At 64.2% G+C, this 19,913-nt stretch carries 19 protein-coding genes and 1 pseudogene; 4 read left to right on the forward strand and 16 right to left on the reverse strand.

Annotated elements, in window-relative coordinates:
• Window positions 1–16 precede the first annotated feature (16 nt).
• From ACQ3C8_RS15780 to flhD, 16 genes and pseudogenes are all read right to left on the reverse strand, one after another.
• On the reverse strand, window positions 17–418 hold the full coding sequence (locus tag ACQ3C8_RS15780) for a DUF6152 family protein (RefSeq protein WP_428853112.1): 402 nt from the start codon (window positions 416–418) through the stop codon (window positions 17–19).
• Between the two features lie 109 nt (window positions 419–527).
• The gene (locus tag ACQ3C8_RS15785) at window positions 528–956 is read right to left on the reverse strand and encodes a VOC family protein (RefSeq protein WP_428853113.1); all 429 of its coding nucleotides are present in this window, start codon (window positions 954–956) and stop codon (window positions 528–530) included.
• Window positions 957–1,108: 152 nt separating this feature from the next.
• Window positions 1,109–1,810: a protein phosphatase CheZ gene (cheZ, locus tag ACQ3C8_RS15790; RefSeq protein ID WP_428853114.1), complete on the reverse strand. Its 702-nt coding sequence runs from the start codon at window positions 1,808–1,810 to the stop codon at window positions 1,109–1,111.
• Window positions 1,810–2,217: a chemotaxis response regulator CheY gene (gene cheY, locus ACQ3C8_RS15795; protein WP_009524231.1), complete on the reverse strand. Its 408-nt coding sequence runs from the start codon at window positions 2,215–2,217 to the stop codon at window positions 1,810–1,812. The genes cheZ and cheY overlap by 1 nt, the downstream gene beginning before the upstream one ends.
• Before the next feature lie 118 nt (window positions 2,218–2,335).
• Window positions 2,336–3,442, reverse strand: a complete 1,107-nt coding sequence (locus tag ACQ3C8_RS15800; RefSeq protein ID WP_428853115.1) for a protein-glutamate methylesterase/protein-glutamine glutaminase — start codon at window positions 3,440–3,442, stop codon at window positions 2,336–2,338.
• A 9-nt stretch (window positions 3,443–3,451) separates the two neighbouring features.
• A complete protein-coding gene (gene cheD, locus ACQ3C8_RS15805) occupies window positions 3,452–4,054 on the reverse strand; it encodes a chemoreceptor glutamine deamidase CheD (protein WP_428853285.1) in 603 nt (200 codons plus the stop codon).
• Window positions 4,055–4,095: 41 nt separating this feature from the next.
• The gene (locus tag ACQ3C8_RS15810; RefSeq protein ID WP_009524228.1) at window positions 4,096–4,977 is read right to left on the reverse strand and encodes a CheR family methyltransferase; all 882 of its coding nucleotides are present in this window, start codon (window positions 4,975–4,977) and stop codon (window positions 4,096–4,098) included.
• Window positions 4,978–5,043: 66 nt separating this feature from the next.
• Window positions 5,044–6,900, reverse strand: coding sequence for a methyl-accepting chemotaxis protein (locus tag ACQ3C8_RS15815; RefSeq protein WP_428853116.1), 1,857 nt, complete (start codon window positions 6,898–6,900; stop codon window positions 5,044–5,046).
• Window positions 6,901–7,167: 267 nt separating this feature from the next.
• Window positions 7,168–8,775, reverse strand: a complete 1,608-nt coding sequence (locus ACQ3C8_RS15820; protein ID WP_428853117.1) for a methyl-accepting chemotaxis protein — start codon at window positions 8,773–8,775, stop codon at window positions 7,168–7,170.
• Window positions 8,776–8,806: 31 nt separating this feature from the next.
• Entirely contained in the window at window positions 8,807–9,286 is a 480-nt protein-coding gene (locus ACQ3C8_RS15825) for a chemotaxis protein CheW (protein WP_009523472.1), read from the reverse strand.
• A gap of 88 nt (window positions 9,287–9,374) precedes the next feature.
• Entirely contained in the window at window positions 9,375–11,525 is a 2,151-nt protein-coding gene (gene cheA, locus ACQ3C8_RS15830) for a chemotaxis protein CheA (RefSeq protein WP_428853118.1), read from the reverse strand.
• Between the two features lie 7 nt (window positions 11,526–11,532).
• A complete protein-coding gene (locus tag ACQ3C8_RS15835; protein ID WP_428853119.1) occupies window positions 11,533–11,928 on the reverse strand; it encodes a response regulator in 396 nt (131 codons plus the stop codon).
• Window positions 11,929–12,233: 305 nt separating this feature from the next.
• Window positions 12,234–13,073, reverse strand: a pseudogene (gene motB, locus ACQ3C8_RS15840) (flagellar motor protein MotB); the annotation flags it as partial.
• 25 nt (window positions 13,074–13,098) lie between these two features.
• A complete protein-coding gene (gene motA / locus ACQ3C8_RS15845) occupies window positions 13,099–13,962 on the reverse strand; it encodes a flagellar motor stator protein MotA (protein ID WP_009523476.1) in 864 nt (287 codons plus the stop codon).
• A gap of 114 nt (window positions 13,963–14,076) precedes the next feature.
• Window positions 14,077–14,610 carry a flagellar transcriptional regulator FlhC gene (gene flhC / locus ACQ3C8_RS15850; RefSeq protein ID WP_009523477.1) on the reverse strand — a complete coding sequence of 178 codons (534 nt, stop codon included), beginning with the start codon at window positions 14,608–14,610 and terminating at the stop codon, window positions 14,077–14,079.
• A 21-nt stretch (window positions 14,611–14,631) separates the two neighbouring features.
• Complete coding sequence (flhD, locus tag ACQ3C8_RS15855; RefSeq protein ID WP_037030639.1) at window positions 14,632–14,949, reverse strand: flagellar transcriptional regulator FlhD; 318 nt, start codon at window positions 14,947–14,949, stop codon at window positions 14,632–14,634.
• Between the two features lie 601 nt (window positions 14,950–15,550).
• Here flhD and ACQ3C8_RS15860 point away from each other — a divergent pair.
• The 4 genes from ACQ3C8_RS15860 to ACQ3C8_RS15875 all read left to right on the forward strand — a co-directional run bounded on the left by ACQ3C8_RS15860 (window position 15,551) and on the right by ACQ3C8_RS15875 (window position 19,892).
• Window positions 15,551–16,591 (forward strand): Bug family tripartite tricarboxylate transporter substrate binding protein, encoded by a 1,041-nt coding sequence (locus ACQ3C8_RS15860; protein WP_428853120.1) that lies wholly within the window; start codon window positions 15,551–15,553, stop codon window positions 16,589–16,591.
• Window positions 16,592–16,655: 64 nt separating this feature from the next.
• Window positions 16,656–18,257 (forward strand): gamma-glutamyltransferase family protein, encoded by a 1,602-nt coding sequence (locus tag ACQ3C8_RS15865; RefSeq protein WP_428853286.1) that lies wholly within the window; start codon window positions 16,656–16,658, stop codon window positions 18,255–18,257.
• A gap of 20 nt (window positions 18,258–18,277) precedes the next feature.
• Window positions 18,278–18,943: a GntR family transcriptional regulator gene (locus ACQ3C8_RS15870; RefSeq protein ID WP_037030612.1), complete on the forward strand. Its 666-nt coding sequence runs from the start codon at window positions 18,278–18,280 to the stop codon at window positions 18,941–18,943.
• Between the two features lie 151 nt (window positions 18,944–19,094).
• Window positions 19,095–19,892 carry a sulfite exporter TauE/SafE family protein gene (locus ACQ3C8_RS15875; RefSeq protein WP_428853287.1) on the forward strand — a complete coding sequence of 266 codons (798 nt, stop codon included), beginning with the start codon at window positions 19,095–19,097 and terminating at the stop codon, window positions 19,890–19,892.
• The last annotated feature ends 21 nt before the right edge of the window (window positions 19,893–19,913 follow it).

Genomic DNA, 19,913 nt, shown 5'->3' on the forward strand with positions numbered 1-19,913 from the left:
CGAGCCAGGTCACGGCTTACTGTCCTTTCTGGATGCGCTCGGGGTAGATATCGTAGGTCTTGCCGCCGACGGTGATCTGCACGGCTTTCATGCGTTTTTCTGTATGGTCCTTGGCGCGGTTGCCGGTGGCAGCGATCTGGTCGCCGGCCTTGGCGGAGCCTTCGACAAAGCCGGCGCGCTCGGTCTGTGAGGGGTTGCTGAGCTCGACACGCCACAGGCCATCGTTGGCGGTTTGTACTTCCAGACGCGGGTGCGGCGGCGCCAGCGAGACCGATTTCACCACGCCGCGCAGTTGCATCTGCTCTTTCTCCGCCCATTCCCAGCCGTGATGCGCCGAGGCGCTGGCCATGAACAGGCCCGACAGGAACACGCCTGCGATGGCGCCAGATACGACGCGGGATACGATTCGATGTGACATGACGTTCTCCTTGCGATACATGGCAGGCTGGCGGGCACCGGCCGTGTGCGTCAACACATGCGCACAGACATATGTCGGCATGGCCGGCGGGGGCCCGGTACGGGCGGCGTCAGAAGGTGACGACCACGGACGGCGCGCTACGCTCGGCCTTGCCGTGATAGACCGCTTCGATATTGTTACCGTCGGGGTCCAGCACGAAGGCGCCGTAGTAGCCGGGATGGTATTCGCGGTAGCCGGGAGCGCCATTGTCGGTGCCGCCATTGGCCAGTGCAGCCTGGTAGAAGGCCTGCACCATCGCTTCGTCACGCGCCTGGAAGGCAAGATGGTGCCGGCCCGTGAGCTTGCCGCAGGCGGCCGGGCTGGTGGCAGTGGACACGAACAACTCGTCGGCCCAGAAGTAGTCGTCGCCGCGCCCGCTGATAGGAATCTGCAGCGCCTTGAAGACGGCGGTGTAGAACGTTTCGCTTGCGGCAATGTCACGCACGACGAGCTGGATGTGGTCGATCAGGCGGCCACGGTGCAGTTGCTGGGTTTCCATCATGGGCTCCGGTTCATCGAAATCAGGGAGGCACGACCCTGGGCAGCGGCCTGGGCTGTGGATCCCGCGCAGGATGTCACAGAAGCGATTGTAGATGACGCCCGATGGTGCGCGTCAAGCTGGCGGGTCTGGCAACACACCAGACCGCTGGCTCAGAATCCCAGGCTCTCCAGCAGGTCATCGACCTGGTCCTGGCTCGCCACGACATCGGGCTTGTCCTCGGGGCGCACCTGCGGCCCGTTGAGCAAGCCGCCCGGCGTGACTTCCAGCGGCTGGCCGCTGGCCTGCGAATGCTCGAGCAGGATGGCAATCAGCTGCTGCTCGATCAACTGCACCATGTCGAGCACTTTCTTGATGACCTGGCCGGTCAGGTCCTGGAAATCCTGCGCCATGAGGATTTCCAGCAACTGCTGGTTGGTCGCGGCGGTGCGGGCGGGAACGGCGTGCAGGAAAGCGTGCGTGTTCTGCACCAGGGCGCGCAGCGCGGCATCGTCCAGGCTGCGGTCCTGCAAGCGCTGCCATTCGCCTGCCAGCGCGCCGGCCTCGGCCTGCAGCGCATCCTGTGCGGGGCGCGCGAGTTCCACGGCATTGAGCACGCGCGTGGCGGCCTGCTCGGTCATGGCAGCGATGTAGTTGAGGCGGTCGCGCGCATCGGGAATGGCGTGGGCGGCTTTCTCAACTTCACGGTCCAGGCCAAGTTCCCGAATGCTCTCGCGCAGCAGGCGGGTCAGATGACCGACGCGCTGCAGCATGCGTTCGGCGGGATCGAGCGCCGTATCCAAATCGGGCTCGGCCGATGCCGGAACGGCAGCCGCTGCGGCATCAGGATGGATAGCAACTGGATGGCCTTCCATCACGCCGCCTTGTCGAGCTTGTCGAGTTTCTCGAAGATCTTGCCAAGCTTTTCTTCGAGCGTGGCGGCCGTGAATGGCTTCACCACATAGCCGCTGGCGCCGGCTTGCGCGGCGGCGATGATGTTTTCCTTCTTGGCCTCGGCGGTCACCATCAGGACGGGCAGCTTGGCGAGTGCGGGATCAGCACGGATGCTCTGCAGCATCTGCAGGCCGTCCATATTCGGCATGTTCCAGTCGGAAATGACGAAATCGAACCGGCCTTCGCGCAGCTTGTTCAGGCCGGCCTGGCCATCCTCTGCCTCGTCGGCATTGACGTAGCCCAGTTCCTTGAGCAGGTTGCGCACGATGCGGCGCATCGTCGGAAAATCATCGACGATGAGAAATCTGAACTGGCTTCTGTCGCTCATGCGGGTCTCCAAATCCTCGCGGGCCTGGCAGGAAAGGCGGCCCTCCTCCGGTTAACGGCCGGTTCCAGGAAAACTTGAGCACGGCCGTGGACCGGTATCCGGCCGCTCCAGGCAGCCGCTACACGCGCGTCACACGACCGTGGCGCGCCAGCAGATGCAGCACGTGGCCGGCGATGTCGCCGAGCGGTAGCACATCGTGCACCGCGCCTTGCGCGATGGCCTCGCGCGGCATGCCAAACACCACGCAGCTGGCTTCATCCTGTGCCACATTGTGGGCGCCGGCCTGGCGCATGGCGAGCATGCCGGCCGCGCCATCCTTGCCCATGCCCGTCAGCATCACCCCGACGGCGTTGGCCCCGGCATGATGCGCGGCGGAATGGAACAGCACATCCACCGAAGGCTTGTGCCGGTTCACGGGCGGACCGTCGTCGAGCTCGGTCAGGTAGTTGGCCCCGCTGCGACCCAGGCGCATGTGCATGCCGCCGGGGGCAATATAGGCATGTCCCGGCAGGACCCGCTCGCCATGCACCGCTTCCTTGACGCGGATACTGCACAGCGAATCGAGCCGCTGAGCGAAGGAGCGGGTGAAGCCGGCGGGCATGTGCTGCACGATCAGGATGCCAGGGCAATCCGGCGGCATGGGCAGCAGCATTTCCTTGATGGCTTCAGTGCCCCCCGTCGAGGCGCCCACGATCAGCAGTTTCTCGGTGGTGCCGAACTGGAAGCCGCCAGCCGGGCGTACGGCAGCGCTGCCGGATGCCGCCACGGCCTGCCCCGCTGGCTGCGCGGGCGTGCCCGGCGCGGGGCGCTGGCGCAGGCGGGCACGGGCGGCGGCGCGGATCTTGTCGGCAATGAGGTCGGTGTATTCGAGCATGCCGTCGCGCATGCCGAGGCGCGGCTTGGGCACGAAGTCGACCGCCCCCAGTTCGAGCGCACGCAGCGTCGCGTCGGAGCCGCGCTGGGTCAGCGAGGAAATCATCACCACCGGCGTGGGCCGCAGGCGCATGAGTTTTTCGAGAAAATCGAGGCCATCCATGCGCGGCATTTCGACATCGAGCGTCAGGACATCGGGATTGGTCTGCTTGATCAGGTCGCGCGCGATGATGGGATCCGGGGCCACGCCGACCACGGTCATGTCCGGCTGGCTGTTGATGATCTCGCGCAGCAGGCTGCGGATCAGCGCCGAGTCGTCGATGCACAGGACTTTGATTCGGGTATCAGTCATGAGGAAACGTCAGAACAGTTGCAGGCCGCCGCCGATGGCCGGGCGGCTGGCGGTGTTGTCGAGCTGGCGGGCATAGCTGGCTTCGCGCGCCAGATCCTCCGGCAGGGCCGAGGCGCGCAGGCGGCGCACCATGATGTCGCCGCTGGCAGGTGAGAAATACACTTTGCGCGGATGGACATCGCCGAGATCCTGGGCTGCCACGGGGAAGCCCTCCTCACGCAGGTAATCGAGCACGAAGCGGCTGTTGCGCTCGCCCACGTCGATGGTCGACATGCCCGGCAGCACGGCAGCGCCGCCGAACACCTTGATCTCGAGCTGCTCGCGCCTTGCGCCGGCACGGTATAGCTGGTTGATGAGCATTTCCATGGCATACGTGCCGTAGCGCATGGAGGCCGACAGCACGCCGGCATCCTTGCGCGCCGGTAGCATGAAATGATTCATGCCGCCAACGCCGCGCACACGGTCGCGGATACAGGCAGCCACGCACGAGCCGAGCACCGTCACAAGCAGCGTATCGTCGGTGGACACATGGAACTCCCCCGGCAGGATCTTGACGGCACGCCGCCGGAAGGTGGTGTCGAAATAAAAGTGCCGGCTGGTGGCCGCCAGCAGCGTGGCGGCATCCGACGATTGTGCAGGCACGGCGGCGGCGTTCATGCACCCGCCGAGCCAGCGGCGCGCAAGGCATAGACCGTCTTGCCGCGCAAGGAGAAGGCCTGCGAAATGCTCGTGAAATTCTCCGAGTGCCCGGCAAACAGCAGGCCATCGGGCTTCAGCCAGCGCTCAAAGCGCTGCAGGATGCGCGACTGCGTGGGCTTATCGAAATAGATCATGACGTTGCGGCAGAAAATCGCATCGAACCGTTCGGTCAGCGGCCATTCCTCGGCCAGCAGGTTGATCTGCTGAAACGTCACCAGCGCCTGCAGTTGCGGCTGCACGCGCGCCAGCCCGGCGCGACGCCCGGTGCCGCGCAGGAAATGCTGCTTGAGCTGGGCAGGCGACAAGGCATTGACGCGCTCCAGCGGATACACGCCTGCCTGCGCCTTGGCGAGCGCCGAGGTATCGACATCGGAAGCCAGCACGGAGATGGCGGCGTTGCGCGCCCCCGGCGTGGCGGCGGCGGCATCGGCCAGCGTCATGGCGATGGAATATGGCTCTTCGCCGGTCGAGCTGGCGGAACACCAGACGCGATAGGGTTCGCCGCGCGCCAGGCGCGTCCGTGCGTGATCGGCCAGCACGGGAAAATGGTGCGCCTCCCGGAAGAAGGCGGTGAGATTGGTGGTCAGCGCATTGGTAAAGGCTTCCCACTCGCCGGGCAGCTGATCGCCCTCAAGTGCATCCAGGTACGCTGCGAAGCTGACATGATTGACGGCCCGCAGGCGGCGCGCCAGCCGGCTGTAGACCATCTCGCTCTTGCGCTCGGAAAGCGCGATGCCGGCGCGGCGGTAGATGAGGCTGCGGATGCGGGAAAAATCGTGCGGCGTGAAGAGAAACTCCCGACCCGTCTGCCGCGAGGACGCCGTAGCGCTGCTCATGACCTTATCCTTCCATCCAGTGACACCATCGCCTGTATGGGCGGCATGACCGCCCGCCTGCAACACTCAGAACGATGTCCATTCCTCATCATCTGCCGTGCTCGCCAGTTTCAGCGCGCGCGGCTTGGCGGCAGATGTGGCGACCGTCGCCGGGATAGCCGGCGCAACCGGGTTTGCCGCGACTGCCGAAACTGCATCGGCAGCCGTTGCCGCTGCACTGGCGGCCGGGGCCGGCTTGACGGTCGCCTGGGCCTTGGCAACGACCTTGCGCGCCAAGGCAGCGCTGCCCGACTGGCGGGCGCCCGGCAAGGCATCGGGCTTGGCCGATACGGACGGCGCCACAGCATGGCGATCGACGCGGAAGGCTGCGATGGCTTCCTTCAGGCGCACCGACTGTTCGTTGAGCGATTCGGCGGCTGCCGCGGCTTCTTCCACCAGCGCCGCGTTCTGCTGCGTTACCTGGTCCATCTGCGTGACCGCCTGGTTCACCTGCTCGATGCCCGAACTCTGTTCTTCCGAGGCAGCACTGATCTCGCCCATGATGTCCGTCACGCGCTTCACCGCCTCCACGATCTCGTCCATCGTCCGGCCGGCCTGGTCGACCAGTTGCGTGCCATTCTCGACGCGCGACACCGAGTCGTTGATCAGCGCCTTGATTTCCTTGGCCGCTTCGGCGCTGCGTTGTGCCAGGCTGCGTACTTCGCCGGCGACCACTGCAAAGCCACGGCCCTGCTCGCCAGCCCGGGCCGCTTCCACCGCCGCGTTCAGCGCCAGGATATTGGTCTGAAAGGCGATGCCTTCGATCACACCAATGATGTCCACGATCTTGCGGCTGCTGTCGTTGATGTCCGCCATCGTGCCGACCACCTGATGCACCACCGCCCCGCCCTTGCTGGCGATATCGGACGCATTCACCGCGAGGCCGCTGGCCTGGCGGGCGTTATCGGCGTTCTGGCGCACGATGCTGGTGAGCTGCTCCATGCTCGATGCGGTCTGTTCGAGCGACGATGCCTGCTCTTCGGTACGCTGCGACAGGTCGGTATTACCGGCGGCGATCTCCTGCGTCGCCGAAGCGATGGAATCGGCGGAGAGCTTGATGTTGCCAACCGTATGACTCAATTGCTGCTGCATCTGCTGCATGGCATAGACCAGGCTGGAGCGATCCTGCTCACGCACATTGACCTTGACGGTCAGGTCGCCCTCGGCAATCCGGCGAGCGATCTCGCTGGCGTACGCCGGCTCGCCGCCGAGCTGGCGCCCCACGACGCGCGCGAGAAACAGGCCAAGGCCGATACTGACCACCACGCTCGCCGCCACCAGCGACACCATCACGAGACGCATGGTCTGGTAGGTCTGGTCAGCATTTTCCATTGCGTTTTTTGCGAACTCGGCACGACGCGCCACCATGCGGCCCAGGACCTCTTCCAATGCCTTGGTGTCTTTCAGCAGCTGGTCGCTCGACTCGAATACCGCGCCATCGAACATGGTGGCATCTAGCGGCTGCTGAGTGACCAGCTTGGCAAAATCGAGAAAGCGCTGCTGCAGCGGTGCACTGAGCGCCTCGAATTCCTGGATCATGGCGCGGCCCGCTGCGCCCAGCATGAAGGTATGGCGGCTGGCGGCGACTTCGTCCGCCATGGTCTTGAGGCTGTCCTCGATCTGTTTCACGCCGCTCTTGCGCTCGCTGACGGTCGACGCAGACAGCAAAGCAATCTGCGCACGGCTGGCATAGAGCAGACCGATATTGGCCTGCTGGACGGCCTCCAGGCCTCGCAGTTCTCGACTGTACATATTGTCGGTCTCGCCGCTCACGCGAGCCAGGCTGAACACACCCAGGGTACCGACAACGCCGCACAGCGCGGACACAAGCAGAAAGCTGCCGACCAGCTTTGCTTTCAGGGGAAGACGATCAAACCATTGCATTGTCGATATCTCGCTGAGGGCGGCCTGACCGTCAGCAAGGCAAGCTGGCGGTCGGGCAGGCCGTTGGATGAAAGGCTGTCATCCCGTAGTAACGGCACGCTGCGCCAAAGCTTTAGCCGTGCTACCGTGGGCAGACGGCGCCAGCAGACACGAGATAAAAAAGAGCCTGTCCCGCGGGACAGGCTGCACACCGGGTGCGACGAACCTGGGGTTGCCACTCGCCGTGTTGAAAATCGGGTTAAATCCAGAAGGAACGGCCTTGCGGGATCAGGCTGCCATCGCCATGCCGCGCGTGCGGAACACCGAGATGGCTTCCCGCAGCTTGCTGGCCTGTTCGTTGAGCGATTCGGCGGCTGCCGCGGCTTCTTCCACCAGCGCCGCGTTCTGCTGCGTTACCTGGTCCATCTGCGTCACCGCCTGGTTCACCTGCTCGATGCCCGAACTCTGTTCTTCCGAGGCAGCACTGATCTCGCCCATGATGTCCGTCACGCGCTTCACCGCCTCCACGATCTCGTCCATCGTCCGGCCGGCCTGGTCGACCAGTTGCGTGCCGTTCTCGACGCGCGACACCGAGTCGTTGATCAGCGCCTTGATTTCCTTGGCCGCTTCGGCGCTGCGTTGTGCCAGGCTGCGTACTTCGCCGGCGACCACTGCAAAGCCACGGCCCTGCTCGCCAGCCCGGGCTGCTTCCACCGCTGCGTTCAGGGCCAGGATATTGGTCTGGAAGGCGATGCCTTCGATCACGCCGATGATGTCCACGATCTTGCGGCTGCTGTCGTTGATGTCCGCCATCGTGCCGACCACGCGGCCCACGACCTCGCCGCCTTTCATGGCGATCTGCGAGGCGTTCACGGCCAGCCCGCTGGCCTGCCGGGCATTGTCGGTGTTCTGGCGCACGATGCTGGTGAGCTGCTCCATGCTCGACGCGGTCTGTTCGAGCGACGATGCCTGCTCCTCGGTGCGCTGCGACAGATCCAGGTTACCGGCGGCAATCTGCGACGTGGCGGTACTTACCGATCCGGCACCTTTCTGGATATCGCCGACGACAGACATCAGGCTGCGTTGCATGGTGTTCATGGCGGCCATCAGCTTTCCGACTTCATCATGCATGCCGGAGCGCAATGAGGTCGACAGATCGCCAGCCCCAAGGCGCAAGGCGAAGTCGAGCGTCTGGCGCAGCGGCGACACCAGGCGGCGGGCCAGCAGGCTGCCGCCGATTGCACTGACGAGCGTGGCGACACCCAGCGTGCCGAGCAGCCAGGCCAGCATCTCGTTGACACTCGGCGTATAGCCACGCCACTGTACGAGACCCCACAACATGGCGGCGAGGGCCGCGAAACATGCCAGCGGTGCCGCCTGCGACAGAAAGATGCGGCGCTGGATCGTAAGGTTGGAAAAGACATCGATGATGGCGCCAGGTCCGCGTCGTACCACGGCGCCTTCCCGGATGGCCAGGCCGCGTGCCCGACCTTCCCGGAAGCGGGTGTAGATCTGGGTGGCACGGTCGATCTGCGCCTGCGTCGCCATGGAGCGCACCGAGGTATAACCGACGACCTGGCCGTCCACCTGGGTCGGGGTTACCGTCGCAGAAACCCAATAGTAGTCCCCGCTCTTGCGCCGGTTTTTGACGAAGCCGGACCATGTCTTGCCCGCCTGTACGGTCTTCCACAGATCGGCAAAGGCTTCCGGGGGCATGTCCGGATGCCGGACGAGATTATGGGGCGCGCCGATCAGCTCTTCTTCCGGAAAACCACTGACTTCGATGAAGGCGCGATTCGCGTAGGTAATGCGCCCCTTCAGGTCGGTGCGGGAGATCAGGTAGTGATCAGGATTGAGCTTGTACTCGGTTGTCGTCACTGGCTGGTTGTTGCGCATGCTATCCCCTAGTGCTGTCGTGCTATATCTGTCAGGCCATTTCTGCGGACTCCACCAGCGCCATGTCCGGCGCTCGCAGCAGCTGTTCGATATCCATCAGGATCAGCATGCGTTCGTCGATGGCGCCGAGGCCGCGGATGTACTGCGTATCGAGCGCACCGGCAAATTCCGGGGCCGGACGGATCTGCTGGCTTTGCAAAGTCAGCACGTCCGACACGCCATCCACCACGATGCCGACCACGCGGTCGGTCAGGTTGAGGATGATGACCACGGTGTACTGGTTGTATTCGACTGATTCCAGCTGGAACTTGATCCGCAGATCCACGATCGGCACGATGATGCCGCGCAGATTGATCACGCCCTTGATGAACGGCGGCGCATTGGCAATGCGTGTGACAGTTTCATAGCCACGGATTTCCTGCACCTTGAGGATGTCAATGCCATATTCCTCATGGCCCAGCGTAAACGCCAGGAACTCTTCCCCGCTACCGTCTTCCCGATTCAATTCCATATATGCTCCCGTGCAAACCGTGCCATGCCTGGGCCGGTTCGATACTCGCCATGCCCCGTGAACTGCTATGCCGCTTGCCGCGATGCCTTTACGCCGCAATGCGCGCCGCACCCTGTCCGGCTTCACCGGCGGCCTGTGCCCGCTCCAGCGTGTTGTGCGACCCCTGGTCTGGATTAACGGCATGCTCCGGCAAAACTGAATGGCCGAAGGCGGCCTGACGCGGTTCACGCATCAGCATGCCGACATCGATGATCAACGCCACGCTGCCATCGCCCAGGATAGTCGCGCCGGAAATCCCCGGGACGCGCCGATAGTTGGTCTCAAGGTTCTTCACCACCACCTGCTGCTGGCCGACCAGCTCATCCACCTGCAGCGCGATCTTGCGGCCCTCGGCTTCGAGGATCACGACAATGCCGTCCTCCGGACGCGGAATCGCCGGCACAATATCGAAACGCGCCGATAGCGGCACCAGCGGGACGTACTCGTTGCGGACCTGCAGCAAGGCGCCGCGTCCGGGTACACTCTTCAGGTCTTCATGACGCGGCTGCAGCGATTCGGAGACGCAGGACAGCGGCAGGATGAAGATCTCGTCGCCGACCTTGACCGACATGCCGTCGAGGATCGCCAGCGTCAGCGGCAGCACGATGCGGATGGTCGTGCCCTGGCCCCGCTGCGAGCGCACCTCGACATAGCCGCCCATCGATTTGATGTTCTGGCGCACGACGTCCATGCCGACCCCGCGCCCCGACACATCGGTCACGGCGTCGGCAGTGGAAAAGCCGGGCGCGAAGATCAGTTGGGCAATCTCGTCCTCGGTCAGGGTGTCCGGCAGCGCCATGCCCTGTGCGCGTGCCTTGCGCAGGATCTTGTCGTGATCGAGGCCGCGCCCGTCGTCACCGACTTCGATGACGATGTTGCCGCCCTGGTGTGCGGCGCTGAGGAACAGTCGGCCGACCGCATCCTTGCCAGCGGCGCGGCGCTCGTCGGGACTTTCCAGCCCATGATCGAGACTGTTGCGCACGAGGTGATTGAGCGGATCGATGATGCGTTCGATCAGCCCTTTGTCGAGTTCCGTCGATTGCCCCGCCGTCACCAGCTCCACCTGCTTGCCAAGCTTGTGCGCGAGATCGCGCACAAGGCGTGGAAAGCGGCTGAAGACATATTCCATTGGCATCATGCGGATCGACATGACCGATTCCTGCAGGTCACGCGCATTGCGCGTGAGCTGGCTCAGGCCATTCAGCAGACGCTCATGCGCGACGCCGTCGAGGCTGGTCGCGGTTTGCGCCAGCATGGCCTGGGTGATGACGAGTTCGCCGACGAGGTTAATCAGCTGATCGACTTTCTCGATGCCAACGCGAATCGAGCTGGATTCAGCATGCCCGGTGCCTTGACTGGCGGGCCGTTCGCGTACCGGGGTGGAGGGGGCCACTGGGCCGGACGTCCCTGCAGCGTTGCCGGCAGCGGTGTGAACTGTATCGGGTTGCGCCGCCGGCGTAGTGTCGACTGCTATTGCAGCAGAAGCAAGGGACGACACTTCCGGCGTGATGGCGATCTGTTCGGCATCGATGATGAAGCAGCAAACGGCAACGATATCGTCCGGGGAGCAGGCGGTGGCGAGGCGGACATGGCTGTCCGTGCCGGTACGTGCGTGGGTCAAAACCTGTCCCAGGTGGCCAAGTTCGGCAATGAGCAGTTCGCAATCGCTGTCGGCGATGTCATTGAGGCGGATATCCAGCACGGGACCTGCCGCGACGTCCGTCCCCGCAGCGGCTGGAGCCGGGATCGGTAAGGGTGTCTCTACCGTCGGCGCTGGCATGGATACGGCTGGCGCGGGCACATCGCCCGCAGGTTCGCCGGCAATCCGCTGCAAGCGCTCGACCATGTAGGCCAGGGTATCGGTGTCGATCGGCTGTTCGTGGCGATAGGCGTCGATTTGAGCGTTCAGCACGTCTTTAGTTTCCAGAAAGGCATCCACCATGTCCTCGCGCAGCGCCAGTGCGCCGGTGCGCGCGCGATCGAGAATTGATTCCAGCACATGCGTCAGCTCGGTCATGTGCTGGAAGCCGAAGGTTGCGGCGCCTCCCTTGATGGAATGCGCGGCGCGAAAGATGGCATGCAGCGCCTCCACGTCGGGCGCAGCCGGATCGAGCGCAAGCAGCTGGCGCTCCATTTCGATCAGCAACTCGTCGGCTTCTTCGAAGAAGGTGTCGTAGAACTGGCGGATATCGATGGTCATGCGACACTCAGCAGGAAGGAGCGGAAACGGGAGGATGCAGGGCAAGCAACTGTTGCACCGACTGCATCAGGCCATCAGGATCGAAAGGCTTGGCCAGGAAGCCGGTGGCGCCGGCGGCGCGGGCCTGCTCGCGGCTGTCTGTGCCGGCTTCCGTGGTCAGCATGAGAATCGGCGTGTGCCGATAGGCGGGCAAGGCACGCAAGGTCCGGATCAGCGACAGGCCGTCCATCACGGGCATGACCTGATCGGTGATCACCAGATCGAAGCGCTCACGCTGGGCCAGCGCAGCGGCCGCTGCACCATCGTCGGCCGTGGCGACGCCATAGGCGCAGTGCGCCATACAGGCGGCGATCATGCGGCGGATGGAAGCGGAATCGTCGACGACGAGAATATGAGGGCTCATGAACGGGCCTCTGCCATGACGGACTTGGGATGTACCGCCGGTCCGGCGGGCGGTACGGGAATCGCTGCGGATGGCGTCGCGGATGAAACGGATGCTGCGGGATTGCGTCCGGCCTTTGCGGTTGCCGGGCTGACCGGTGCGCTGGCGTCCGGACGCATGCCCGGACTGGCAGTCGGCTCATTGGTCGCACTGGTAACCACGCCGCCTGCTGTACCGGCCGGCGGCGTCGAGATCTTTCCGCTCATCGCGGCCGGCGCCGCCGGTGCATCGGGAACTGGCGCGGCGGAGATCCCCGGAACCGGCATCAGCCCTGGCGTCGGCTCAACCTCGCCGCGCTTCATGACGATGATGCTGATGCGGCGGTTAATTGGATTGTAGAGATTCTGTGGATCGAGCGGCACGGCGGCTTCCAGCCCGACCACCTTGTTGACTTTGTCCGGATGCATGCCGCCCGCGACCAGCTCACGGCGCGACGCATTGGCGCGGTCCGCCGACAGTTCCCAGTTGCTGTAGCCGCGCTGGCTGCTGTACTGCGTGGCATCGGTATGGCCGGACAGGCTGATGGCATTCGGTACGTCGTTGAGCGCCGCGCCGATCTCGCGCAGGATCACGCGCATGTGCGGCTCGACCTCGGCGCTGGCCATGGCGAACATGGGCCGGTTCTGCTCGTCGACGATCTGGATGCGCAGGCCTTCGGAAGTGATATCGATGAGCAGTTGTTTGCGGTACTGGCGCATCACCGGATTGCTTTCGGCACGCGCCTCGATTTCGCGCTTGAGGCGCATCAGCGCCGGATCCTCGGCCGCGGGCCTGCGGCCGCGCTCGCGCGTGATGGCGTCGGCCGGCACCGGGTGGGGCTGCGGCATGCTTTGGCGGATCGCCATGTCGCCGGACAGGATGCTGGACTGGTCGCCGGAACTGTTGCCGCCGAACATTGCCACCTTGAGCGGCGTGCGGAAATAGCTTTCGATGCTGCTCAGTTCGGCACGCGACACGGTGCCGAGCAGCCACATGAGCAGGAAGAAGGCCATCATCGCGGTGATGAAGTCGGCGTACGCAATCTTCCAGCTGCCGCCGTGGTGCGCGTGCGCCTTGCGCTTGGCGCGCCGGATGACAATGAAGGTGGGCGTGTTGGATCGACTCATGCCACGTTCCTGTCAGGCGCTGCCATCATGCCTTGGCCTTGAACTGGCGCACATGATCTTCCAGTTCGGCAAACGAGGGACGCTCGGTGGAGAACAGCACCTTGCGCCCAAACTCCACTGCAATGGCCGGGGCATATCCGTTCATGCTGGCCAGCAGCGTGACCTTGATGCACTGGTACAGCTTGGTCGATTCTTCGGCGCGCTGTTCGATCAGCGACGACAGCGGGCCGACAAAACCATAGGCGAGCAGAATGCCGAGAAAGGTTCCGACCAGCGCGGCGGCAATCAGCTGGCCCAGCTCGGCAGGCGGCAGGCCGATGGAACCCATGGTGTGGACCACGCCCATGACGGCGGCGACGATGCCGAAGGCCGGCATGGCATCGCCCACCTTGGCGATGATCCGCGCTGGCATCTCTTCTTCATGGTGATGGGTATCGATTTCCTGATCCATCAGGGCTTCGATCTGGAACGGATTGAGATTGCCGCCCACCATCAGGCGCAGATAGTCTGTGACAAACACGAGCGCACCCGGATGCGCCTGCAGCGCGGGGTAGCTGTTGAACAGTTCACTCTCTTCCGGATTGTCGATGTCGGACTCGATGGACATCATGCCGTCGCGGCGAATCTTGGCGAGCACCACGTACAGCAAGGCCATCACTTCCATGTACAGTTCCTTGGTGTACTTGGAACCGCGCACGGCATGGGGCAATGCCTTGAGCGTGGCGACAATGGCCTTGCGGTCGTTGCCGACGATGAACGCGCCCACGGCCGCGCCGCCGATGATCAGCAGTTCGACCGGCTGGAACAGCGGTCCGAGATGGCCGCCTCCGAGCGAGTATCCGCCGAATACGGCCAGTACGATGACAAGGTAACCAAAGGCGACCAGCACTGACGAATACTCCCTGACTGAACGGCCGCGACACGCGGCCTCAGAGGAATTAACGGCAGGCGGAAGGAGAACTTGAGGGTTGCCGCGCATGCATCTGCATGGCGGCGATGAAGGTCAATCGGCTGTGGTACGTGCGCGCTTCTTCTTGCCTGCGCGCGATGGCGGCTGGCAGACGCCGCAGACATAGTTGTCGTGCAGGTCGCCGGTGTGCGCCACGAAATGTCCATGGCAGCGCTGGCACACCACGGTCTTGAGCATCTTGCTGTCGAAAAACTTGAGCATCATCCATGCACGCGTGATCGACAGCACTTCTTCCTGCTGATGGACCTGCAGGTGTTCCTGGTACAGCTTGTAGGCAGCAATCAGACGGCGGATGCCGGTGACGCGGCTGTGCTGGCCCAGGAAATCGTAGATGCCATAGAAGATCGACGCATGGATGTTCGGTCCCCAGGTGAGAAACCAGTCCGCCGAAAAGGGCAACATGCCTTTGGGCGGCGACTCGCCGCGGATTTCTTTGTAGAGGCGCACCAGCCGCTCGCGGCTGAGCGTGGTTTCGGTTTCCAGCAATTGCAGGCGCGAACCGAGCTGGATCAGTTCAGCGGCGAGATGGATCTGCTCCACCTCGCTCATCACGGAGGTATAACGCATGGATAGTCAACCGGTCGAACGTCAACCGACCTGCGCTACGCCCTGCCGGGCCAGCAGGATGGACATCTGGCTTTGCTGCAGACCGGTCTCGCGGTGCGGCTGGGTCACGAGGCCGAGCATGGCGTGGTCGTCCAGGCGGAAGCGGCACAGCAGCACATTGGTGCTGGCGAGCTTCACAAGCTGGGCGGGGGAGATTTCCTGCAGGATGTCCGCCAGTTCCTCGGAAATGCCGAGGCGGAACAAGGCGGTGTCGCGGTCTGTCGCCAGCATGCGCTGGGCGAGCATGAGATAGGTGAGATTCAACTCACTGATCTCGGATAGTAATTCTGGAGTCTTCATGGTTCCCGTCGTGTGCAAAGAGGCAGCATCGGTCGGTTCCATGCGTATTCGCACGCGTCTCCAAGCCGTAGCGGCAAGTCGCGTGCAACCCCGTATGACCCCAGCCGGCAACAGTCGCTGCCAAAAAAACAGAGTCTCGCTACTTTGGCGAGGCTCTTATGGTCGGCCGGTGGATTCCGGTCCGCCGTTTTGTATGTTCCTATTGTTGTGTGGCCGTCCGGCCATGACAAGAGGTAATTTACTCCGCTTCTATGTCATCCATATGTCCTTCATTTTGTAGGAATTAGGACTACATGAATGCCACAGACACCATTGTACAGAACGCCTGCAGCGGAATATTGACTTGGATCAAGCATGCTTGGCCACGTGGCGGCGCCTGCCCTTCTGAAGTGGGGCAGGCCGGAAAATCGTCTCACCAGGGGCCATCGTGCATACACGAGGGGAGACGGCCCACCGCCTCGCCGGCGCCCTTTATGCCAAATACAATCCTTTGAAAAACAAGGCAGAACAAGGCTTTTGGAAATACATGCACAAGCCGAAAAAGCAATGCCATGATTGTATGCAATGTAGCGCCCATAACGTCAACAACGAGGAGACCTGCATGCAATCGAACCCATTCTTCCCCCCCGCCAGCTCCAGCCCTTCGGACCCCGTGCCGTCGCGCCGCTCGCTGCTGCGCCATGGCGGTGGGCTCGCACTGGCCGCCGCCATGGCCAGCCTGGGCCTGCCGGCACATGCCCAGTCGCGCTACCCGACGCGCCCGCTGCGCATGGTGATCGCGTTTCCGCCCGCCGGCGCCACGGACATCCTGGCGCGCATCATCGCGCAGGGCATGACCAGCCAGCTCGGTCAGTCGGTGGTCGTGGAGAACAAGCCCGGCGCGGGCGGCATGATTGGTCTCGATGCAGGCGCCAAGGCGCCGGCCGATGGCTACAACCTGTTCCTGTGCGCCCTGACCAACCAGGCGATCGCCGGTCATCTGTATCCGAAGGCAACGTCGGATATCACGCGTGATTTCGAGCCGATTGCGCTGCTCGCCAACGGCGCGCACATTCTGAACGTCCACCCCTCGGTGCCAGCGAAAACGCTGCCGGAATTCATCACTTGGCTGAAGGCCAACGACGGCAAGATCAACTATGCCTCGCAGGGTAACGGCACGCTCTCGCACCTTGAGGCGGAACTGCTGCAGCAGCGCGCCGGCGTGACGGCTGTGCATGTGCCTTACCGCGGCAGCTCGCAGGCCCTGCCGGACCTGATTTCGGGCAAGGTATCGTTCATGTTCGACAGCGTGGCGGCCTCCCAGCCCTTCGTCAAAACCGGCCAGTTGCGCCAACTGGCAGTCGCGACCAGCAAACGCGTACCGATCTATCCGGATTTGCCCACGGTCGCCGAAGCGGGCCTGCCGGGCTACGATGCGGACAACTGGTTCGGCCTGTACGCCCCCAAGGGCACGCCCGCCGATATTCGCGCGCGTCTTGGTGAGGTGCTGGAAAAAGTGCTGGCCGATGCCGCGGTCATCGACAGCCTGCAGCAGAAAGGTTATGTCGTGACGTACGGTGACGCACGCCGGCTGGCAACGGTGACTGCGAGCGACCGTGCCAAGTGGGGCACGGTGATCAAGACGGCAAACGTGTCGCTGTAAATTCTGGGTGGCTGTTATTTTTGAATGGCCCTGATTCCTGATTGAGATTGGTGAGATGTCTGAAATGAACTGGAACCTGCCCTTCCCTTCCGGCCGGCAACCTGTGCTGGCCCGCAACGTGGTCTCGACCTCGCAGCCGCTCGCGGCGCAGGCTGGCGCGGCCGTTTTCGCGCGGGGTGGCAATGCCATTGATGCGGCACTGGCGGCCGCCATCACGCTGACAGTGGTCGAGCCGACCATGAACGGCATCGGCGGCGACGCCTTTGCGCTAATCTGGGATGGCAAAGGGCTGCATGGCCTGAATGCTTCCGGGCGTTCGCCGGCGGCATGGACGCCCGAGCGGTTTGCCGGTCGCGACAAGATGCCCAATCTCGGCTGGGACAGCGTGACCGTGCCAGGCGGCGTTTCCGCCTGGGCGGCACTGTCGGAGCGGTTCGGCCGGCTACCGTTCGAAAGCCTGTTCGAGGACGCCATGCGCCATGCGCGCGACGGCTTCCCGGTGAGCCCGGTGATTGCGCGCCAGTGGGCGCAGGCGGTGGAAGATCTGGCCGCGCAGCCTGGCTTCACCGCCTTCATGCCGCAAGGCCGCGCACCGCGTGTCGGTGAGGTCTGGCGCTTTCCGGAGCAGGCCGACACCCTGCAGGAAATTGCCCGCACGCGCGGCGAGAGCTTCTATCGCGGCCGGCTGGCGCAGGCCATCGCTGCTTTCTCGGCACAGCATGGCGGCGCGCTGACGGCGGAAGACCTGGCCGCGCACCAGCCGGAATGGGTGACGCCTGTGACGGTCGACTTCCATGGTCACACGGTGCACGAGATTCCGCCGAACGGCCAGGGGCTGGCAGCGCTCATCGCGCTCGGCCTGCTCGAGCATCTGCCCTACGATGCCACGGCGCCCGGCTCCGCGGCGCGCATGCACCTGGAGATCGAGGCCATGCGGCTGGCGTTTGCGGATCTGCAAACGCACGTCGGCGATCCTGCGCACATGCGTGTGTCGGCGGAGCAGCTGCTCGATCGGGCGTATCTGCAGGAACGCGCCCGGCTGATCGACCCTGCCCGCGCCGGCAGCTATGGGCCCGGCGAGCCAGCCTCGGGCGGTACGGTCTACCTGTGCGCGGCGGATGCGGAAGGCCGCATGGTGTCGTTCATCCAGTCCAATTACAAGGGCTTCGGTTCGGGTGTGGTGGTGCCAGGCACCGGCATCGCCCTGCACAACCGGGGCATCGGTTTTGTCACCACGCCGGGCCACGTCAACCAGGTAGGCGGCAACAAGCGCCCGCTGCACAGCATCATCCCGGCGTTCCTGACGCGCAAAGGCCAGCCGGTGATGGCGTTTGGCGTCATGGGCGGCAATATGCAGGCGCAGGGCCACGTGCAGATGGTGTTGCGCTATGTGGCCGAGGGCCACAATCCGCAGGCCTGCTCCGATGCGCCGCGCTGGCGGATCGACGATACCGCCACGCTGATCCTCGAGCCGACCGTCCCGCAGGCAGTGGTCGATGGCCTGGTGGCCATGGGCCACACCCCGCGTGTGCTGCCGCATGGCAACCTGGAGTTTGGCAGCGCTCAACTGGTGGCGCGGCTCGATACGGCGACGTCCGGTACCGACAGCGCGGTCTACGCCGCCGGTTCGGACCACCGGCGTGACGGCCAGGCAGTCGGCTGCTGATTCGGGACAAGGGGCGCAGGATGACAGGACGTGGGCGCATGGCGGACGATGTCTGCCGCCGCATTGCCGATGACATCGTGCTGGGCCGGTTCATGCCCGGCACGCGGCTCGAAGAAATCACGCTCGCAGAACAGTTCGGCGTATCGCGTACGCCGATCCGCGAGGCACTCAAGCAGCTCGCCATCATGGGGCTGGTGGAATGCCGTCCCAATCGCGGCTCGGTGGTAGCGAGCATCACCACCGAGCGGCTGACACACATGTTCGAAGCCATCGGCGAGCTTGAGGCAGCGTGCGCGCGCTACGCCGCGCTGCGCATGTCGGAAAGCGAGCGGCAGCAGCTGGATGCCCTGCACGGCGAAGGCAGGGCGGCCATGCAGGCTCGCGACATGAACCGCTACGACCAGCACAACGGCGCGTTGCACGCCCTGATCCTGCAGGGCTCGCACAACCCGGTGCTGATCGAGACGGCACAGGGCCTGCGCCACCGCGTCGCGCCCTACCGGCGCACGCAGTTTACGCGCCTCGACCGCGTAGCCGCCTCGTATGCCGAGCACTGCGGCATCGTCGAAGCCATTCTTGCCTGCGACGCCGTCGGCGCGTATCGGGAGATGCGCGCGCATGTGTCGTCCGCCCACGAAGCTGCTGCGGGGCTGGCCCCGACCGTACCCATGCGGGCCAGCGGCTGACGGCGGCCGCGGCAGGGAAGCACACTTCCCGAGTAGCTACCGCAACCCGGCTCACATTGAATCGTATGACGACATTGCCCTGCCCGCCCTGGCGCGGCGGTGCCGGGCGCAGTTTTCTTATTGTCTGGAGTAACTTGTGAATCTCGACCTGATGCTGGTGATACAACTGTTGCTGCTTGGCTGCGGCACGGGTTTTCTCGCCGGGCTGCTCGGCATCGGCGGCGGCATGGTGCTGGTGCCGTTCCTGACGCTGATGCTAACGCTACAAGGCTTTCCCAACGAGGCGATCATCAAGATCGCGGTGGCCACCTCGCTGGCGACGATCTGCTTTACCTCGCTGTCGTCGGTGCGCGCACATCACAAGCGCGGCGCGGTGCGCTGGGATATCGTGCGCCTGCTGGCGCCGGGTATCATCCTCGGCTCACTGATCGGACCGATGATCGCCCGCATGCTGCCGGCCCAGGTCATGACCCTGGTGTTCGCGGTATTCGTGGCGTTTTCCGCCACGCAGATGTTCATCGACAAGAAACCCAAGCCGACACGCCAGTTGCCGGGCGGCGGCGGCCTGTTCGGCGCCGGCGGCCTCATTGGCGTGCTGTCGGCGCTGGTCGGCGCGGGCGGCGGATTCATCTCGGTACCGTTCATGACCTGGTGCAACGTCGCCATCCACACTGCCGTCGCCACCTCGGCCGCGCTGGGTTTTCCCATCGCCCTGGCAGGCACGATGGGCTACATCTTCGCCGGCTGGAACCTGCATGGGCTGCCGCCCGGCACCTTCGGCTTTCTGTATCTGCCGGCATTGGGGATCATTTCAGTGGCCAGCGTCTGCACTGCGCCGCTGGGTGCGCGCGCCGCGCATGCGCTGGATGTGCGGCAGCTGAAGCGGGTATTCGCCGTGATGCTGTACGTGTTGGCCGGCTACATGTTGTTCAAGGCACTGCGGACCTGAGGTCCAGGCGAGGCGTGGGAG

Source organism: Imbroritus primus, assembly GCF_964332355.1.
GTDB lineage: Bacteria > Pseudomonadota > Gammaproteobacteria > Burkholderiales > Burkholderiaceae > Imbroritus > Imbroritus primus.

Excerpts from the sequence above, each read along its gene's own strand:
- ACQ3C8_RS15780 (WP_428853112.1), bottom strand. The coding sequence starts at position 418 with ATGTCACATCGAATCGTATCCCGCGTCGTATCTGGCGCCATCGCAGGC.
- ACQ3C8_RS15785 (WP_428853113.1), bottom strand. The coding sequence starts at position 956 with ATGGAAACCCAGCAACTGCACCGTGGCCGCCTGATCGACCACATCCAG.
- cheZ (WP_428853114.1), bottom strand. The coding sequence starts at position 1,810 with ATGGAAGGCCATCCAGTTGCTATCCATCCTGATGCCGCAGCGGCTGCC.
- cheY (WP_009524231.1), bottom strand. The coding sequence starts at position 2,217 with ATGAGCGACAGAAGCCAGTTCAGATTTCTCATCGTCGATGATTTTCCG.
- ACQ3C8_RS15800 (WP_428853115.1), bottom strand. The coding sequence starts at position 3,442 with ATGACTGATACCCGAATCAAAGTCCTGTGCATCGACGACTCGGCGCTG.
- ACQ3C8_RS15810 (WP_009524228.1), bottom strand. The coding sequence starts at position 4,977 with ATGAGCAGCGCTACGGCGTCCTCGCGGCAGACGGGTCGGGAGTTTCTC.
- ACQ3C8_RS15815 (WP_428853116.1), bottom strand. The coding sequence starts at position 6,900 with ATGCAATGGTTTGATCGTCTTCCCCTGAAAGCAAAGCTGGTCGGCAGC.
- ACQ3C8_RS15820 (WP_428853117.1), bottom strand. The coding sequence starts at position 8,775 with ATGCGCAACAACCAGCCAGTGACGACAACCGAGTACAAGCTCAATCCT.
- ACQ3C8_RS15825 (WP_009523472.1), bottom strand. The coding sequence starts at position 9,286 with ATGGAATTGAATCGGGAAGACGGTAGCGGGGAAGAGTTCCTGGCGTTT.
- cheA (WP_428853118.1), bottom strand. The coding sequence starts at position 11,525 with ATGACCATCGATATCCGCCAGTTCTACGACACCTTCTTCGAAGAAGCC.
- ACQ3C8_RS15835 (WP_428853119.1), bottom strand. The coding sequence starts at position 11,928 with ATGAGCCCTCATATTCTCGTCGTCGACGATTCCGCTTCCATCCGCCGC.
- flhC (WP_009523477.1), bottom strand. The coding sequence starts at position 14,610 with ATGCGTTATACCTCCGTGATGAGCGAGGTGGAGCAGATCCATCTCGCC.
- flhD (WP_037030639.1), bottom strand. The coding sequence starts at position 14,949 with ATGAAGACTCCAGAATTACTATCCGAGATCAGTGAGTTGAATCTCACC.
- ACQ3C8_RS15860 (WP_428853120.1), top strand. The coding sequence starts at position 15,551 with ATGCAATCGAACCCATTCTTCCCCCCCGCCAGCTCCAGCCCTTCGGAC.
- ACQ3C8_RS15865 (WP_428853286.1), top strand. The coding sequence starts at position 16,656 with ATGAACTGGAACCTGCCCTTCCCTTCCGGCCGGCAACCTGTGCTGGCC.
- ACQ3C8_RS15870 (WP_037030612.1), top strand. The coding sequence starts at position 18,278 with ATGACAGGACGTGGGCGCATGGCGGACGATGTCTGCCGCCGCATTGCC.
- ACQ3C8_RS15875 (WP_428853287.1), top strand. The coding sequence starts at position 19,095 with ATGCTGGTGATACAACTGTTGCTGCTTGGCTGCGGCACGGGTTTTCTC.